Annotated in this window: 12 protein-coding genes; 5 read left to right on the top strand and 7 right to left on the bottom strand. The window is 33.5% G+C overall.

Annotation, left to right across the window (positions count from 1 at the left end; genetic code table 11):
• The first annotated feature begins 174 nt into the window (after positions 1-174).
• Entirely contained in the window at positions 175-2,004 is a 1,830-nt protein-coding gene (locus tag AC2DGP_RS03285; protein WP_484491606.1) for a cation:proton antiporter, read from the top strand.
• A 53-nt stretch (positions 2,005-2,057) separates the two neighbouring features.
• Here the strand turns inward: AC2DGP_RS03285 and AC2DGP_RS03280 are convergent, their stop codons facing one another.
• From AC2DGP_RS03280 to AC2DGP_RS03270, 3 genes are all read right to left on the bottom strand, one after another.
• The gene (locus AC2DGP_RS03280) at positions 2,058-5,015 is read right to left on the bottom strand and encodes a sulfatase-like hydrolase/transferase (RefSeq protein ID WP_484491605.1); all 2,958 of its coding nucleotides are present in this window, start codon (positions 5,013-5,015) and stop codon (positions 2,058-2,060) included.
• A 158-nt stretch (positions 5,016-5,173) separates the two neighbouring features.
• Entirely contained in the window at positions 5,174-6,187 is a 1,014-nt protein-coding gene (locus tag AC2DGP_RS03275; protein WP_484491604.1) for a zinc-binding alcohol dehydrogenase family protein, read from the bottom strand.
• Positions 6,188-6,192: 5 nt separating this feature from the next.
• The gene (locus AC2DGP_RS03270; protein WP_484491603.1) at positions 6,193-7,002 is read right to left on the bottom strand and encodes an SDR family NAD(P)-dependent oxidoreductase; all 810 of its coding nucleotides are present in this window, start codon (positions 7,000-7,002) and stop codon (positions 6,193-6,195) included.
• A gap of 220 nt (positions 7,003-7,222) precedes the next feature.
• Between AC2DGP_RS03270 and AC2DGP_RS03265 the strand changes: the two genes are divergently transcribed.
• The 4 genes from AC2DGP_RS03265 to AC2DGP_RS03250 all read left to right on the top strand — a co-directional run bounded on the left by AC2DGP_RS03265 (position 7,223) and on the right by AC2DGP_RS03250 (position 10,795).
• On the top strand, positions 7,223-8,122 hold the full coding sequence (locus AC2DGP_RS03265; RefSeq protein ID WP_484492477.1) for an EamA family transporter: 900 nt from the start codon (positions 7,223-7,225) through the stop codon (positions 8,120-8,122).
• A gap of 111 nt (positions 8,123-8,233) precedes the next feature.
• Positions 8,234-8,812 (top strand): TetR/AcrR family transcriptional regulator, encoded by a 579-nt coding sequence (locus AC2DGP_RS03260; RefSeq protein WP_484491602.1) that lies wholly within the window; start codon positions 8,234-8,236, stop codon positions 8,810-8,812.
• A 9-nt stretch (positions 8,813-8,821) separates the two neighbouring features.
• Positions 8,822-9,454 (top strand): nitroreductase family protein, encoded by a 633-nt coding sequence (locus tag AC2DGP_RS03255; RefSeq protein ID WP_484491601.1) that lies wholly within the window; start codon positions 8,822-8,824, stop codon positions 9,452-9,454.
• Between the two features lie 177 nt (positions 9,455-9,631).
• Positions 9,632-10,795, top strand: a complete 1,164-nt coding sequence (locus AC2DGP_RS03250) for a right-handed parallel beta-helix repeat-containing protein (RefSeq protein WP_484491600.1) — start codon at positions 9,632-9,634, stop codon at positions 10,793-10,795.
• 29 nt (positions 10,796-10,824) lie between these two features.
• On the opposite strand, the gene AC2DGP_RS03245 is transcribed toward AC2DGP_RS03250, so the two are convergent.
• The 4 genes from AC2DGP_RS03245 to AC2DGP_RS03230 all read right to left on the bottom strand — a co-directional run bounded on the left by AC2DGP_RS03245 (position 10,825) and on the right by AC2DGP_RS03230 (position 17,865).
• Positions 10,825-11,859 carry a bestrophin family protein gene (locus AC2DGP_RS03245; RefSeq protein WP_484491599.1) on the bottom strand — a complete coding sequence of 345 codons (1,035 nt, stop codon included), beginning with the start codon at positions 11,857-11,859 and terminating at the stop codon, positions 10,825-10,827.
• 52 nt (positions 11,860-11,911) lie between these two features.
• Positions 11,912-13,120, bottom strand: a complete 1,209-nt coding sequence (locus AC2DGP_RS03240; RefSeq protein WP_484491598.1) for an efflux RND transporter periplasmic adaptor subunit — start codon at positions 13,118-13,120, stop codon at positions 11,912-11,914.
• Between the two features lies 1 nt (position 13,121).
• Positions 13,122-17,465, bottom strand: coding sequence for a CusA/CzcA family heavy metal efflux RND transporter (locus AC2DGP_RS03235; protein ID WP_484491597.1), 4,344 nt, complete (start codon positions 17,463-17,465; stop codon positions 13,122-13,124).
• A gap of 67 nt (positions 17,466-17,532) precedes the next feature.
• Positions 17,533-17,865: a DUF6660 family protein gene (locus tag AC2DGP_RS03230; RefSeq protein WP_484491596.1), complete on the bottom strand. Its 333-nt coding sequence runs from the start codon at positions 17,863-17,865 to the stop codon at positions 17,533-17,535.
• Positions 17,866-18,014: the final 149 nt, after the last annotated feature.

The following is an 18,014-nucleotide window of genomic DNA, read 5'->3' as shown; positions in this document are numbered from 1 at the left end:
ACTGAAATTTTACAAATTCCATAAACACCCTAATTTTAAGTATAAGTGTATTTCCTAAACACACGATCGTGAAGGATAATTTTATTTATTTGAATAGCAATTCAAGGAACTTCTCTTGTATTTCAAAAGGATTGTTATATTTGTTCAAAGTGACGAACTACTTAACATTATAAAATGATAGAACTTTCCGGAATTATAATACTTGGAATTTTAGCACAATGGTCAGCTTGGAAATTTAAAATACCTGCCATTTTACCTTTAATTTTAATTGGTCTTTTAGTGGGACCTGTTGCTTCTGAATGGCTTAGCTCTGATGGTACTAAATGGATTGAACCAGTATGGAATGGTGAAAAAGGATTATTTCCTGGAGAAAGTCTTTATTACTTTGTCTCTCTTGCTATTAGTTTGATTCTATTTGAAGGAGGGTTAACGTTGAAATTAAACGAGATAAAAAATGTTGGTCCCGTTATTACGAAATTAATAACTATCGGTTCTGCAGTTACTTTTTGGGGAGCTGGATTTGCTGTTCATTTTATTTTTGAACTGTCTTGGCAAGTTTCCTTTCTATTTTCAGCCTTAATCATTGTGACTGGTCCAACTGTAATCACTCCGATTTTAAGAAACATTCCTTTAAAGAAAGACATCTCAGCTGTTTTAAAATGGGAAGGAATATTAATTGATCCTATTGGAGCATTGGTTGCCGTATTGGTATTTGAGTTTATCAATGTAGGCACAGGAACAACCTATACCAAAACAGCTTTTGTTGAATTTGGAAAAATTGTTTTATTTGGTTCAACTTTCGGGTTTACATTTGCGCATGCCTTGGGTTACGCCATTAGAAGAAAACTAATCCCACATTATTTATTAAACGTTTTCGTTCTTGCTTCTGTTTTGGGAATATTTGTATTATCTGATGCTTTCTCTCACGAATCAGGATTATTATCTGTTGTTGTGATGGGAATGGTTTTAGGAAATTCTAATCTTCCACACTTAAATGAAATATTAGATTTTAAAGAATCTATAAGTGTACTCCTGATTTCTATTTTATTCATTTTATTAGCTGCAAATGTCAATTGGAGTGATTTGATGTTGATTTATAACTGGAAAACTTTGGCGATTTTTTTAATTGTTGTTTTTGTAGTGAGACCATTGGGCGTATTTCTATCTTCAATCAATTCTACCTTAAAGTTCAATGAAAAACTCTTTATTAGTTGGGTTGGGCCTCGTGGTATTGTTGCCGCAGGTATTGCCTCTCTATTTGGTTTAAAACTTGTTAAAAACGGCGTAGAAGGAGCAGAATACATTACACCATTGGTTTTTGTTATTGTGTTGGGAACAGTACTATTTAATGCCACAACAGCTCGTTTATTTGCAAAAATATCCAAAGTATTTTTACAAAACTCTAACGGAATTCTAATCATCGGTGCATCAAAATTCTCTAGACTTATTGCGGAATACCTAAATGAAAACGACCAACAAGTGGTGTTGATGGACTCTAATATTGCTAATATTGAAAAGGCAAAAAAAATGGGATTAGATGCTTCTTTGGTAGACATTTATTCAGATGAACTAATAGACAATATTGAATTGAGTAATATTGGGTTTCTGATTGCATTAACAGGAAATGCGGAAATAAACAAATACGCCATTCAACGATTCAAAAAACAATTTGGAGAAAATGGTGTTTTTAGAATTCGTACTCATGATGAGGTTGTTGAGAACCCAAGGAACTCAAATTTAATGTATCATAAAAATGATTATGTTTCTGTAATGGAAGTTGCCAATCAGTTCCCTACTGTTCAAGAAGTTCCATTTACGACCAAAGAAGAATATATAGCATTGATTCGTTTGACGGAGAAAGATGAGGATATGATACCGCTATTCGTCAAATTTCCTGATGGCCATTTAGACATCATTACTTACGTAAATAAAACACGTTTGGAGAATATACAATCTGGCACCAGTTTTGTGTACCTCGGAAAAGAAATTGAAAACAATCAATAAAAAAAAGCCACCATTTTATCTGGTGGCTTTTTTCATAATCGAACTTTCTTATTTTATATCTTAATTACCTTTTTGAAGGCAGTATTGTCATCAGCTTTAATGCGCAAAAAATACATTCCTGAAGGTAAATCAGATCCATCTATTCTTGGGAGTCGAGTATCTAAAGTTATCTTCTTTATCAATTGCCCAGAAGCAGATAATATCTCCACTTCTAAATTTTTGATTCGTTCTTGAATTGAAATATAAAAAGAATCGCTTGATGGGTTTGGGTATATTTGAAGTTTTTTAGAAAACTCATTATCAACACTTAGTTCTCCTTCAGATCCTATATTTCCAGATACTCCGTTAACCGTCACATCAAATCGCCATAAATTATATTCGGTATCTTCAGAAAAAATCCAATTTGAACTGTTATTAATGCTAGTTCTTAAATCCGATTCAGAACCAGATAATGCACCTGTATAAACTCCATAATTGTGTTTTTCTCCTACAAAATTGGCATTACCACCATTAGTCAATACAGATGGTAACTCACAATATGAGTTTCCTCCTCCTTGACCCCATCCTAATCCAGTATGTATTCCAGTTACCCATGAACTAGCATTTCCATCTGTTGGTAGCACAAAAGGATCTGATTGAAAAAATAAGATTCCGTCACCATTTGTAGATAAATCAAAATCTCCATCACTTGATTCAGCCACTTTACCTGTATAATCATGAGTTGTTGTGCCGACAACCTCTAAATTATTGTTTACGACACGCTTTACCGAACCGTCAGAATCAAGAATAAAATGATCCCCTACTTGAAGCGCTTCTCCTACAGACCAAGTCCATATGTCATCAACACTATAGTCTCCGGTAAATTGATTGGAAGTATTATTCCAGGTTCTATTTGATATAGAAATTTTTGTTGTTGCACTAATGTCTTTTAATAAGACAAATGAAATATTACCTGCCCCAGCTTTCCAACCTGTGATTGCAATATCACCTGCTGTAATAATTGTTGGGTTTATAACATCGTATACTATAATCTGAGCTGGTGTTTCATTTACAGTTCCTGTTGATATTCCTGTCAAGGATATGATCACCGATTCGCTAGTTTCATCAATACCATCCTCAATAGCATTAATGGTAACTACATTTGAATTGGTTCCTTCTAAAATTGTTACAGTTCCTGAAACCATTGTATAATCAACACCGTTTGTGGCTTCTCCAGAAATTGTGTAGTCCACATTAATATCCTCCTCCGCAAGAACATCTTCAGGTAGGCTTACTGTAAATACGCCATTCGTTCCTCCTTCAATAGCATCGTTGGCTCCGGTTACTGAAACAACACTTAATTCTCCCTCTAATTTAAGTGATGTGTCCTCAAATAATCTATCATAACCAGGCAAGGTTCCGTCTTTCCATAAAGGATCATGAACATGAGTATCTCCTACACCATCATTATCACTATCGTAATGGCTATTGTCATACCACGCTGGTTTTACATCTTTAAAGTCTTTAACCAAATCCACTGCTTTGTCTAAAATATTCTGAACTATTTCTTCTCCACCAGACTGACTTCTGATATTTGTACTTTCGCCTGGATCAGTTGCGATATCATATAAACTCCATTGTCCACCATTAGCAGTTTTTACAATTTTATAATTCTCATAAGCGAAAGCCCCATTATGAAAACCGTTTTGAGGTCTCATAACCAATAAACCTTCATTAGGTCTAGCATCATCTCCATCAATCATCGCATCCATAAAATCAACACCATCAATAATTTTTCCATTGGGTACGGGCTCTCCTGCCAAACTTATCAAGGTTGGATATATATCTAAAGAACTTATTTGATGCTCATAAGTCGCAGGTGAAATTTTATTCGGCCATGATACGAACATTGGTACTTTGTGTCCTCCATCTCTAACACTTCCCTTACCAGCATCTAAAGGATAATTTACTGCTCCTTTACTATGCGTATAACCGCCATTATCACTTAAAAATATGATTACCGTGTTATTGAATTTGGTCATATCTTTTTTCAATTCGGTTACCAACCTACCAATGTTAGTATCCATATTAGAGACCATAGTTGCATAAGTAATCCTAGCGGCTACAAATTCGTCAATCAAATCTTGTTTCTCTTGCGGATCTGTAAGTTTTTCTACGGGTGTAGATTCTGTTATATAAGTACTATTACTAATTAAACTTTCAAAATTAGGATTGTCTATTTTGAATTGAGCTTCTTCCGCAGCTGGAACTTGTAAAGGTGTGTGCGGTGCATTATAAGACAAATACATAAAATAAGGATCTGATGAATTTGAAATACTTTGAATATAATTAATGGCATCGTCTGTTATAACATCTGTCAAATAATCTTCTTCTCCAGAATTACTGTACTCATCTCTATCCACATACCCTCGATTTCTCCATACAGGATCCTGATACTCATTTGTTACCGGGTTATCTCCTCCTAACCTATTATAGAAAGCATCCTCATAAATTGACTCAAAATAATTCTTTCCTCCCCCTAAGAAACCGAAAAAATAATCAAACCCTCTGTCAAGTGGTTGGTAGGAACCTTCTGTAAACCCTAAATGCCACTTTCCAAAAGCAGCAGTGTTATAATCAGAATCCTGTAAAACAGTTGTAAAATAAGTCTCATTTATTGGAATCCCTAAAGGGGTAGTAATATCATTAGGCAAATTATATTGTGCCCCAATTCTATGTGGTAACATTCCTGTAAGCAATGCAGCTCTACTAGGTCCACAAAATGGGTGGGCTACGTGCGCATTTTTACAAACGATTCCGCTATTTGCAAGTTTATCAATCTCTGGAGTTGGAATCACTCCCCTGTCAACAGGAAAATCATCTTCTCTATTGAAACCAACATCTCCATACCCCAAATCATCTGCTAAGATAACTATAACATTAGGTCTGGTTCCATTGGTGGTTTGAGCGCACAAAACATTCGATCCATGCAAGATTAAAAAAGTAAATAGTAGTAGTTGTAGTTTATTCATATCTTTAATTTCATTTTTGCAATTAAATTTGCTCAAACAAAATTAAATAGGATTCGGTGTTCAAAACATAACAATTTTGTCCTTAACTGATACTAGATATTCCCAATTACACCTCTAAACATCTGTTTATCTTCTGAATAAAATTTCAACTTTTAATATTAATAATCAATTACCGTTTTTCCTATTGACCTGCCAGACTCTTGTAGTTCGTGGGATTTTTTAATATTTTCAACTGTAAATCCTTTCAATATAGTTGTCAAAGTAGATATTATTACGCCTTGCTCTAAAAGTTCTGAAACATGATTTAAGATATCACCTTGCCGTTGCATATCCTTAGTTGTATACATAGATCTAGTATACATAAACTCCCAGGAAAAGGTAATACTTTTAGATTTTAGAATATCTAAACTTAAAGGAGTATTACTACCTGTAATAGATACTATATGTCCTTGTGGCTTTATTAAATCCGCTATAAGATCCCAATACCCTTCTAAATCTACAAAGTCGAGAATATAATCTACTTGCTCTTGCTCAATAGATTTTAAGGATTCTTTTAAATCTCTATGATTCACAACATGATCTGCCCCTAATTGCAAACACCAATCGATTGATTCTTTTCTAGACGCCGTAGCGATCACCTTTAGGTTTGTCAATTTTTTAGCTAGCTGTATCGCTATTGAACCAACACCACCAGCTCCTGCTAGAATTAAAATAGTTTTTCCAGCATCATTAGCATCATTATATTTGATTCTATCAAAAATCGACTCGTAAGCTGTTAAGGTAGTTAAAGGCATTGCAGCAGCTTCCGCATTGGTACAACTTTTAGGTTTAAACCCAACAATTCTTTCGTCAACTAATTGGTATTCTGCATTACTTCCATTCCGGGTGATATCCCCTGCATAATACACCTGATCACCGATTTTAAAATTCTTTACAGCTTCACCAATTGCTTCCACAACACCAACAGCATCCCAACCTATTATTTTTGGAGTTGATAAAACAGTGTCCTTCGCCGCATTTTGTCTTACCTTAAAATCAACGGGATTAACTGAAGTAGCTTCAACCTTCACTAATATGTCATGCCCCTTAGGTGCCTCAATTTCCGTTTCAAACTCAATAAAACTATCCTTTTGATTTATAGACAAAGACTCTTTAAAACCGATTGCTTTCATAAATCTTACCCTTTTAAAATACTTTCTGTAACCTCTATCAATTCATGTATCTTTTCTACATCATATGCATCTGCATGAGCTGGTGCAAAATATCCAACATCCTCTCCTTTATCGTTATCAAAGTATTTACCTGAATCTTCGGAATAAACTTCATTCAGAGCTAAATCAACTAAAATATTACTTCCTTTTTCCGCAGGCGCCCATGTTTGACCGTATCCCTCTTGTGCCATTCTAGTATCTAATAAAGAACCTGGATTTACAGCAATAACCACTACATCCTCTAATTTTTTAGCTAAATCAAAACTCCACATAGTCAATGCCAACTTACTTTGGGCATAAGCTTCATTATCAGTTATCAATGCTTTACCCGCTAATTGCACCAATGAAACTGTTGCTTGAGCTGCAGAACTTAAATTTATAATTCTAGACTCATTTTCACTTAACAACTCCAACAGTTCATTTGTTAAAATATATGGCGCCAAATAGTTTACCACAAACCTAACATCCAACCCCTCATCGTTTCTATCAACACTTGATTTGAATACGCCAGCGTTATTAATAATAACATCCAACCTACTAATAGAACTCTTTATCTCTTCTGCCATTTCCCTTACCGCATTCAAATCTGCAAAATTTGCTAAGAATCCATTTATATTTTTATTCCCCGACTCCTCTTTGATCTCTTCAATGGTTGCCGCTAATTTCTCTTTATTTCTTCCATGTATACTCACAGTATGACCTTTCTTTGCTAACGCCATCGCTGCTAACTTTCCAATTCCGGCGGTCCCTCCTGTGACAAGTATTTTCTTTTTCATACTTCTATATTTTCTAATTATAAATCAGGAAAAAAGTTACTACTTTTTCAGGTAAATCAACTAAAGTATCTACATAATTTATAAAATAAAAAATTGCATCGAATATTGAATAACGGACGGACTTAATCACTTCTTACAGTTTATACATACAAACCACAAAGTGATTAAATAAGTCCTGTTTTTTCTTTCAAAAGTGTATATAAAAAGTACCTTTGCCGGCATGTGGATGTATTTAGGCCTGCTGTCGGCTTTATTTTTAGGATTACATAATTTATGTAAAAAACATGCTGTCCAAGGAAATGAAGTTTTTCCTGTATTGTTAGGGACTATAACTTCTGGTTTTCTATTAATTCTACCATTTTTTATCGGCTCCGTGTATTTTCCTGATGAGACAAAAAAAATGGGATTTTATATAGATACGATTCCTTGGAGTACACATGGATTCATCTTTATCAAATCAATGATAATGGCTAGTAGTTGGGTTTTAGCCTACCAAGCCTTAAAACATTTACCCATCACAATTGTGACTCCTATTCGATCGGCAGGACCGTTTTTTACATTTTTGGGGGCTATTTTTATTTATCAAGAGAAACCAAATGGTTATCAATGGATTGGTTTTTTTCTAATTATATTTTCCGTTTTTCTTTATTCTAGAATTGGAAAAAAAGAAGGCATTGTTTTTAAAAAAAACAAATGGGTTTTCGCTATTATTGGAGCCACATTTTTAGGAGCGTCAAGTGGTCTGTATGACAAGTTTTTAATTCAATACCAAGGATTAAATCCACAAACTTTACAGTTCTGGTTTTGTTGGTACACAGTTTTGATATTAATTACCATCTTGGGCTTTACTTGGTTTCCTTTTAAATCGAAACGAAATGCCTTCACTTTTAGATGGTCTATCCCTGCAGTTGGAATTTTATTACAAACCGCTGATTATTTTTATTTTAAAGCTTTACAAGATCCAGAAGCACTTATTATGCTTTTGTCTGCCATTAAAAGAAGTCAAATCTTAATAGCAGTGGTTGTAGGAGGTTTAATTTTTAAAGAAAAAAACAAAAGAAAAAAGTTGGTTCCTTTGGTAGGGATTATTATTGGAGTTGCATTGATATTGTATTCATAATACTTAACAAAAAATGTAATGGTTTTTCCTTAACAATATTACCGTACATTAATATTCATAGATAAAAATGAATGAATATTCATTTTATTTTCATATATTTGATAAGTTACAATGAAACAACTAGAAAAAAGCAAAATAAAGAGAGAGGCAATTATTAAAGCAACTTTGGCCCTAGTTAACAGCAACGGTTTTCATGCTACTCCCATGTCAAAATTAGCTAAAATGGCGGGCGTATCACCAGGAACAATCTATTTATATTTTGAAAACAAACAAGATTTAGTTAACAAGGTTTATCTAGAAGTTAAAGAAAAATTTGCCAACTATTCTTTTGCTAATTACGACTCTGAATTATGCGTTGAAGATAATTTTAAAGAAATGTGGTTTCGCATCGCAGATTATAAATTAAAGGAAATTGATGAGGCATTGTTTCTAGCACAATGTGACAATACTCCGATTATTGACGAAAACATTAGACAAGAAGGAATTATTCATTTAACTCCACTTATAGAAGTTATACACAGAGGAAAAACGGAAGGAATAATTAAGAATATATCAGATTATCTTATATATGCTTATACCATAACCCCAATTTCTTTTTTGATAGTAATGCAAAATCGTGAAGCTCATTTTATGGATAAAAAAAACATTGAGGAAGCATTTCAATCTGCTTGGAATAGTATCAAAAATTAAAATAGCATTATGGAATTATTAGATAAATTAAATTGGAGATATGCTACAAAAGCCATGAATGGTAAAAAGGTAGATCAAGATAAAATAGATAGAATTATTGAGGCAGCGAGATTAGCGCCTACCTCAAGTGGTTTGCAACCTTTTGAAATTATTGTTATTACCAATCAAGATATAAAAGACAAAATACGTCCCGTAGCATGGAACCAATCTGTAATTAGTGATTGTTCACATTTGTTGATATTTGCTGCTTGGGACACGTATACAGAAGACAGAATAAACATGATGTTTGATCTGACTAATGAAATAAGAGGCTTTAAAAATCAAGGTTGGGAAGATTATCGTCAAATGCTACTAAACTCCTACCCTAAAAGAGATGCTGAAGAAAATTTTAATCATGCTGCGAAACAGGCTTACATTGCTTTTTCACAAGCAATTATTGCCGCAGCTTTTGAAGAAGTAGATGCCACCCCATTAGAAGGTTTTGACCCGACTGCTGTAGACAAAATACTTGACTTAGCATCTAAAGGTTTACGAAGTGCAGTAATGCTGCCTATTGGATATCGAGAAGAAAAAAATGATTGGTTGGCGCCACTTGTAAAAGTCAGAAAAAGCACAGAAGACTTAGTCACATTAATAGAATAGAAAATAAGATTACCCCTGATCTGAATTTGGCCCGCACTATTTATTTTTTTAAATATTGTGGGCTTTTTTTACACAATAAAAATAGGCAATTAACCATTAGAGTTAGACTTTCATTTTTTTGTTATAGTGACAAATATTATAATTAATTAGTTTTGAAAAGAATTAATATGTACACCTATGACACAAAAATTAAAATTTATGATTGCACTCTTATTTGTATTAGGAGTAGCGAAAAATCTGAATGCTAAAACTATTAAAGTATCTAAACAAAAAGGAAATTCTGTAGAAAAATTAAATACCGCCTACAATAAGGCGAAAGCGGGAGATGTTGTTTTAATTGACATCAATATTACCTTTAACGATTCAGACAAACATCTAACCATAAAAAAATCGGGATTAACTTTTAAAGGAGCGAAGAATAAAAAAGGAGAAAAATATCAATTATCAAGATCTTCTAAAAAGGGAAACATTATTGTATTAGCCGTGGGGCATACAAAATTTGAAAATTTGAGTTTTTCAACTGCTGTAAATTTGCTTAGAGTTGAAGCAAAAAAACAAATGCTAACAAACATAAAAATTAATAATTGTGATTTTTTAAACTCCAGATATACGGGAGTCGACTTTAGAGGGAATTTTACGGATATAATGGTCGTAAATTGTTTATTTGATGATTGTAAATTTGGTGTTCAAACCATGGACTCTGTGATTCTAAAGAATTTTACGGTAACAAAATCTATTTTTAAAAGAGGCGACCATCAAATTAGTATTGACAATGCATTTGCAGATACTAATAAAATAGACCATGAAAATATTTTAATTGATGATTGTGAGTTCTTTGTTGCAGCACGTTTCAATATTGCGCTAGCAAATACCCGAAATGCTGTGATCAGTAATAATAAAAGAATGGACGGTGGACTGCAAGGATATTCGCAAGCCATTCATATAGAACATGATACTAGAGATGTTTTGATAAAAAACAACACCATGAAAAATGACGTTGGAAACGCCATTATTATTTTCTCAACAGGTTACACAGGACATGGAAATGGTAGAAAAATACCAAATGAAGAAAAAATTGACTTTGGATCATCCAACATTACACTCGATGGAAATACAATTACCAATTCTAAAAAGGCTGCAATTATGATAGGTTACGGACGTGGTTTTTTAAAAGTCTTAGGAAATAATATTATTAATTCTGAAGACAAAATTATTCGTGGATATGAAACAAAAAACACAATGAAAATTTATATTGACGACAACGTTTTAATGAACGGAAAGAAATATAATTCCCTCAAAGATTCAGCTAAACTTGAAAATTACTTTTTTCTAAAAAGTTAAACTGAAAATATTGATGTAATGAATTTTCATTACATCAATATTCCTTTTTTAGCCTGTATTGGAGAAGGCAAATCTTTTTCGCCTAACATTTCTCTTAAATCTATCTCTATAGTTCTGCACAAAGACAACATCGGAATATCATTTGCCATCCCCTGAAATGGATTTTCAGAATAATCTCCTATCACTTCCATCATTAAATATACCCAACCAATTAAAGCGGTTACAGGAATGGATGCCCACATAGCCATTTTTCCTATTTTCATTAATTCTGGAACCATACTAAAAGGTAATAACCCAATAAATATCCACACAAAAACTCGACTCATATTAGCGTATTGCCTTGGTAAAGGGAACTTTTTTATTCTTTCATTTTTTCCTTGTAGCGTATAGAAACCTTTTAATAAATCGGTTAATCTCATATGCCTAAAATCATCAATTAAATTTGCTTTTCTAAGATCGCTTAGATCTCTTGATTGCTCATTGATAATCTGTGTTGCTGTATTTTTATTATTGATCAAACGTTCATATTCATCTTGAGGTAAAAAACACTTAAGTTGTGCTTTAGAAACTTCGTCATCTACCATACCCACTCCATATTTACTTACAGAACGTTTCGCAGCAAAACCTACCAGTCCCTTTTGGCTGATATGCTCCCAAGGCGTCGGTACCAATAATTGACTTCTGTGGGCATACATCCACCCTAGGTGCCTATAGATCAATCTTTTTTTAATCTTCTCCACTTCCTTTGGCTCAACTTTATTATCTGTGAACTGATTGCTCACAAAACCGTCAATCATCATTCCCCAAGATCTACTGTCATTTACAATACCACCCCATATTTTCCTTGCTTCCCACATTCTATCATAAGCTTGATTATTCTTAAAACCAACATAAAAAGCTACCGCAGTACCAATTACAGATACTGGCAACCAAGGAATTTCAAATTCTATAATTTTTGCATCATACAAAAGCGTTACTCCACCTGTAAACAAAAGAAGCCAGATTATATGGCCACCAGACCATTTCAGCAGATTTAGAAGACTTATATTTTTTGTGATTAACATAGGCTTTTTTTTAAATAATATTCTACGACTTCAAACTTAATAAAAGTCTTAGTTAATGATGATGTCCCGCTTCACTTTTTTTTAGCTCAGAAATCAAATAATAGGCTCCGGATTTGGCAACTTGAACATTTTCATCAGGTTTATCTTTAAAAACAAAAGATATATATCCATTTGCATTTTCCTTTTCTAAAACTTCCAATGGCTCAAATTCTACCCTATCCTCTGATAATTTGGATACAGAAAATAAAAATAATTTTTCTTGATCCCTAAAAAATGCCTCAACCGGAAGCGCTTGCTCTTCTTTTTCTTCAAAAATTATCCTTGCATTCACATACATTCCAAGAATTAAATTATCAAGATGATCATTAATTTCAGCATGTACGTGCATTGCTTTTGGTCCCTCTTCTATAGATTTACCCACAGAAAATATCTTACCTTCAAACTCTTTATTCCCAACTGATTTAATTAAAAACTTCACTTTTTGTCCATTTTTAACTTTTGAAATATCCTTTTCAAAAACCATAAGATCTACATGTATGTGATCTGTATTTATGATTTCAAACAAAGTAGTTTGCGGTGCTACATATTGTCCGGTTTTCACAGCAACCTTTTCTATAAAACCATCAATGGTACTTTTTAAAGGTGCTTTAGAATAAATATTTCCTTTATTGATATATGCTGCGTTAAACCCCAATAACCCCAATTGACTTTCCAAACCTTTTACCAAACCTTGCGAACTATGATAATTAGCTTTGGCTTGTTGATAATCTCTTCCAGAACCGACCTTTGCTTTGTACAGTTTTTCTTGTCTTAAAAATTCTTGTTTTAAAAAATTTAATTGATTGTACACATTTAAATATTCTGTTTGAAGCTTTATCAAATCTGGGTGCGCCACATAAGCAAGTATATCCCCTTTTTTAACCTCTTGTCCTTCTATTACCTGAATACTAACTATGTTGGCCCCGATACTCGTAGTAATTACAGCTTCGTTTTGTGGAGGAACACTGATTTTTCCATTAACTTTAATGAAACCATTCATATTTCGTTTTGGAATGACGCCTATGTCTATCCCCAAAATTTGCAGTTGTTCTCGAGTCAAATGCAAATCATTTTCATGAGGTTCTTCATCATGTTCCTCTTCAATCTTATTTCGACCATCCATATTTTGGCCATCGTTAGACACTCCAACTTCCTTTTTATTCGTTAACTCCTTGCATCCCAAAAGTATCAGAGAAAACAGTAATATTTTTATAAATTTCATGTTATTTCATTTTAGTTTCTAAAAAATAAGATACGTTTACCTTACTCTCATAATAATTTTTGAATACCTCCCATGAACTAACTTCTAATTCTACCGCATTTTTCATAGTTTGTATAAATTCGATATAACTCATTTTGCCTTCTGCATATGACAGGGTTGCACCATTTCTTTGTTGTACTGCCAAGGGCAACGCATTATTTTTATGATACTCCCATTTTATCTTTAATTGCTTATACTTTGCCAATGCTTTGGTAAAGCTATTCGATAATTTTAATTGTTTTATTTTATTAGTCTGTTCTAATATTGCAACATTTAGTTTGGAGGCCTTGGTTTCACCTTTCGTTTTGTTAAAAATTAGTGGTAATTGTACTCCTACTTGATAACTATTAAATCCACTTTCATTCGCAATTTTCTGAAATCCATATTGGGCCGATATTGTAGGTAAGTATTTTGAACTTGATACTTTTGACTCTGCCTTAGCTACAGCAAGTTCGTTTTCCCATAACGTATTTAAAGGATGCTCCGTGATTGTATTATTATTCAAATCCAGAGGCAATGATAACTCTTCGATCGGGATATCTGAAATTTCATAACTTTCTTCTGAGAACAGCCATTGATTCAACTCTTGCAACGCAATCTCATAAGCCATTTTATATTGGTCCTTTTGAAGTTTAATCAACGCACCCTGGTTCATTGTTGTATGGAACTCTAAATTTGAAATAGCCTGTGTCTCATACCGTATTTCCAAAGCATTTTTTAAACCTGAATACACGGTATCAATTTCAATATAAGAGTCGTATATTCTCTTCTTTGTATAGACATTTATCCAAGCATACTGAACTCTTTGTTTTAACTGAATATTATTTAGAGTTTTATTCGTTTCTGCAAGTTTAATATTTTCCTTTGCTAATTTATTCTTAGAAGCAATTGAAAACAATGCAATATTAGATTGTCCCAAACCAAGCGTTGTATAAGTTCCGCTTCCATCAGCACCAATTTCGTCACCAGCAGTAAAAATTCTTGTATTCCCAAAATCCCATGCAGTAGATTTTATAGCTTTCTCCTTTTCAATCACCAAATCAGCAGCGATCAACTCTGGGTAATTCTGGCAAGCCAACTCAATTGCCTGTTCTAAATTAACTTTTGGCTTTTGTGCTGAAGCTATAGATGAAGAAAATAGCAATCCAAAACATACGATAACCAAAATAGAATTAGACCCCACAAAGCTCCTATTTTTATTGAAAGATTCTACCCACTTATACAAAATAGGTATCACAAATAGTGTTAATAAGGTTGATGTTATCAGTCCTCCGATTACGACAGTTGCCAACGGACGTTGTACTTCAGCACCTGCTGAGGAAGATAAAGCCATAGGTAAAAAACCAAAAATATCTGTCAGGGCTGTCAACAATATTGGTCTTATTCGTCTTTTTGTTCCCATTCTTATCCTAATACCCAAATCGCTAACGCCTTCTTCTTTCAACTCATTAAAACCACTCACTAAAACCAAACCATTCAAAACAGCAACGCCAAAAAGCACAATAAACCCAACACCTGCTGAGATACTGAAAGGCATATCTCTGAAATACAAGGAGAAAACACCTCCTATGGTCGCCAAAGGAATCGCCATATAAATCATCATTGTTTGTTTGAACGATTTTAACGCAAAGAATATCAAAACAAAAATTAAAATCAGAGCTATAGGAACTACTGTTTGCAGTTTATTTGTAGCTCTTTCTAAATTTTCAAAAGCACCACCATATCTAACATAATAACCTGCAGGCAAACTAATTTCTTGTTCTATTTTTAATTGAATTTCTTTAACTAAGGTTTTAATATCCCTACCTCGAACATTTATCCCTACATAAATACGTCTATTTGTATTGTCCCTGCTAATCTGCATAGGTCCTGGTTTAAAGCTAATTTTCGCTAGTTCTTTTAATGGAATCTGACTTCCATTTGGTAAACTCACAAATAAATTCTCAACATCCTGAACATCTTGACGCAACTCTTTTTTCAAACGAACTACAAGGTCAAAACGTTTTTCACCTTCAAAAACAACCCCCGCAACACCTCCTGCAAACGCAGTTTCAATTAATCTATTCATCTCATTTATTTGTAGACCATATTGAGCAATCTTTTTTCTATTATACTTAATCGTAATTTGTGGCTGCCCAGCAGTAGCCTCTACCCTCATATCTGAAACTCCATCAATACCAGAGACCAAAGCCCCAATTTCCTTTCCTTTTGCAGACAACACCTCTAAATCTTCACCATAAAGTTTTATCGCGATATCCTCTCTAACCCCTGTTATCAATTCATTGAAACGCATTTCTATTGGCTGACTAAATTCATAATTGATTCCTGGTAGCTCTTGCAAAACCCTTTTTATTTTTGCTATGAGTTCCGGTTTAGAATGTGCAGACGACCATTCCTCAATCGGTTTTAGAATTAAAAAAACATCCGCTAAATCCATCGGCATCGGATCTGTTGGAACATCAGCAACACCAATTTTACTAATTACATCCATTACTTCAGGAAACTGATTTTTCAATATCTTTTCTACTTTTGTTGTTGCGTTAATTGTTTCAGACAAAGAACTACCAGGTTTTAATATCACATGAAAAGCTATATCCCCTTCGTCTAATTTTGGAATAAATTCACCGCCCAGGTTTGAAAAAACATAAACACTAACCAATAGCATGGATAATGCTATTCCAATAACTATTTTTGAGTACCTCATTATTTGATTCAATACTTTTTCATAAAGCAACTCAATCCATAAAACAACTCGATCTCCCCAATTCCTATGTGAACTTTCCTTAGGAGCTTTGATGAACAAAGCGGTTGCCATGGGTACATAGGTTAAACATAGAATCATAGCCCCGATCATTGCAAAAATAAAGGTAAAGGCCATTGGCTTAAACATTTTTCCTTCTATTCCTTCAAGTGACAATATTGGCAAAAACACGATTAAAATAATAAACTGACCAAAAAAGGCAGTATTCATCATTTTAGAGGAGGCTTTAAAGGTAATTGCATCCTTATCGTCTTGACTTATTTTTTTACGCGACGAAATATGCTTGTACAAATAGAAAATGGTACTTTCAACAATAATTACGGATCCATCTACAATAATACCAAAATCAATTGCTCCCAAACTCATTAAATTCGCCCAAACATCAAAAGCATACATCAAAATAAAAGCAAAAAGTAAAGCTAACGGAATTGTAGAAGCCACTATCATTCCGCCTCTCCAATTTCCTAGAAAAAGAACTAAAATAAAAAGCACGATCAACGCCCCTTCCAATAAATTTTTTTGAACTGTTTTTGTGGTGCTTTCAATTAAATTAGACCTATCTAAAAACGGTTTGATACGAACCCCTTTTGGTAAAGATTTTTGTATCATATGAATCCTTTTGCTAACAGCCTGAATCACTGTATTGGTATTGGCCCCTTTGAGCATCATAATCATGCCGCCAACAGCTTCCCCTTTTCCATTCTTTGTGACAGCACCATAGCGGATGGCATTTCCATAGTTTACCTCTCCTATATCCTTAACTAAAATTGGGAGATCGTTTTTATGGGCTACCACAATATTTTTGATATCTTCAATATTCCCCAACAAGCCCTCACCTCTTATAAAATTAGCTTGATGGTTTTTCTCTATATAAGCTCCTCCCGTATTTTGATTGTTTTTTTCTAGAGCGACATACACCTCTTTAATAGTCAACCCAATAGCATTTAACTCTTCAGGATCAATCGCAACTTCATATTGTTTGACATACCCTCCAAAAGAGTTTATCTCTACGACTCCGGGTACCATCGCCATCTGTCGTTTGATAATCCAGTCTTGAATTTCTCTTAATTTTTGAGGAGTAAACGCTTCTTTATACGCTTCATCTACCTCCAATGTATACTGATAAATCTCCCCTAATCCAGTAGAAATAGGTCCCATAAAAGGTTTCCCAAAACCTTCCGGAATTTGTGAGTTTATTTCCCCCAATTTTTCCGATACCAATTGTCTAGGTAAATAAGTATCCAAACGATCATTAAAAACAACGGTCACAACGGATAAACCAAATCTAGAGATGGACCTTATCTCCGTAACATCCGGCAGATTTGCTAACGCTATCTCAATAGGATATGTAACAAATTGCTCAATCTCCTCAGTACCTAAATTTGGAGCCTGAGTTATAATTTGGACTTGATTATTGGTGATGTCAGGCACTGCATCTACAGGGATTTTGCTGGCGCTATATATTCCCCCAAATATCAAAGCTAGCGTTAACAATCCTATAACAAACTTGTTATGGATGGAAAACTGAATGATCTTATTAATCATTTTTAATAGTTTTAAGTTAAAAATCGTAATAGAGTGCCCCAAAAAGACACACTTATCCCACTAAATTTTAAACAGTAACTATTGGTGGATGGTATAATGAGCTCAATACTTCCTGTGTTGTATCGTTACAAAAAGTTAAAATTTTATTTTCAAAAAATACATCTATAGACAATTCAATACTGGTAAGTTCTATAGGAGTTATGATCATTTGACAGCAATCACAAAAACAAAAAGGAGAGCAACTATCCGATTCTTTGGGAACCGAATGTGTATGAGAATCTGAATCTTCCCCTAATTGTAATTCTGTTTTTAACTTGTTACAAATAGATCCTTCATCATTACATGTAATAAAAGACAATGATAATAGGTAAAAAGAAAGTAAAAAAATTAAGCTTTTCATTAGGTCAAAAATATAAAAAAAATGTATCCAACTATGGTATATTTGCAAGTAAATATAGAGGTGTGTTTATATCTCTAATTTAAATATAAGCTTTTTTATGCTTTTTTTATTGGATCTATAAATTTTGTTTATGGATGTATTAAATATTT

This window comes from Flavicella sp. IMCC45537, assembly GCF_057197705.1.
The sequence above is the reverse complement of the archived record's forward strand: the minus strand, read 5'-3'. Positions and strand labels throughout refer to the sequence as shown.